The organism is Bradyrhizobium australafricanum (assembly GCF_020329495.1).
GTDB classification, from domain to species: domain Bacteria; phylum Pseudomonadota; class Alphaproteobacteria; order Rhizobiales; family Xanthobacteraceae; genus Bradyrhizobium; species Bradyrhizobium australafricanum.
The window spans coordinates 1-774 of the sequence record NZ_JAGKJL010000194.1 but is presented as its reverse complement, the minus strand read 5'-3'; the positions used below and the strand labels follow the sequence as shown (position 1 = coordinate 774).

2 protein-coding genes are annotated in these 774 nt (G+C 58.4%); one reads left to right on the top strand and one right to left on the bottom strand.

Annotated features, from left to right (window positions below; genetic code table 11):
• On the top strand, positions 1-380 hold a 380-nt coding region (locus J6525_RS46515), incomplete at its 5' end, for a transposase (RefSeq protein WP_225649623.1).
• 205 nt (positions 381-585) lie between these two features.
• Here the strand turns inward: J6525_RS46515 and J6525_RS46510 are convergent.
• Positions 586-774 (bottom strand): ATP-binding protein (locus tag J6525_RS46510; RefSeq protein WP_170991852.1); only part of this gene is annotated, 189 nt, incomplete at its 5' end.

The window sequence follows — 774 nt, the reverse complement described above, 5'->3', positions numbered from 1 at the left end:
AGGTCCTCACCACGACCGGAGCGCTGGTGAACGATGGTGCCACGATGCTTTACCTCGCCAGCAAGCGCGATTGTGATCGATGCGCGCTGAAGTCCCGGTGTTGCCCCACGCAGGCTTCACGGAGGGTGCCACGCTCGATCTATGAGGGGGCTCGCGACATGGCGCGCCAGATCGCACGATCGTGGGAGGGGCATACTTCACGTCGGCTCCGCAAGAAGATTGAGATGTTGTTCGCGCACCTCAAGCGCATTCTCAAGCTCGACCGTTTGCGGTTACGAGGCCCAAACGGCGCGCGCGACGAGTTCACTCTCGCAGCCACCGCTCAGAACCTTCGCAAGATGGCCAAGCTGATCCCGATGCAAACCCTCAAGCTCGCATAAAGGCCGATGCAGTCGTTCGGCCGCAACGGCGCTCACGCCAATACATCGGATTACTGCCGCCTTTTTCAACGAAATCGGTCAAAAGCCGCATTGAAATGCGTATTTCGCAAAAACGGGACAGCGGTTTCGCTAACTGACGGACAGCAGTTTCGCTAAATCGCGGACAGCGTGGCGGCGCTGGCTTTTGGTTGCCTGGTTGTTGAAGTCAGTTGGTATTCGTTTCGCTGTTTTCGACGTCGGTCAAGGGGCGCGCGGCTTTTTTCCTTCGCATGCTGTCGCCTTCGAGGGCGATACGGTGGGAGTTGTGGATGATCCGGTCGAGGATAGCATCTGCGATGGTTGGCTCGCCGATCATGTCGTGCCATTGGGCAACGGGCAGCTGAGCGGTAATCAA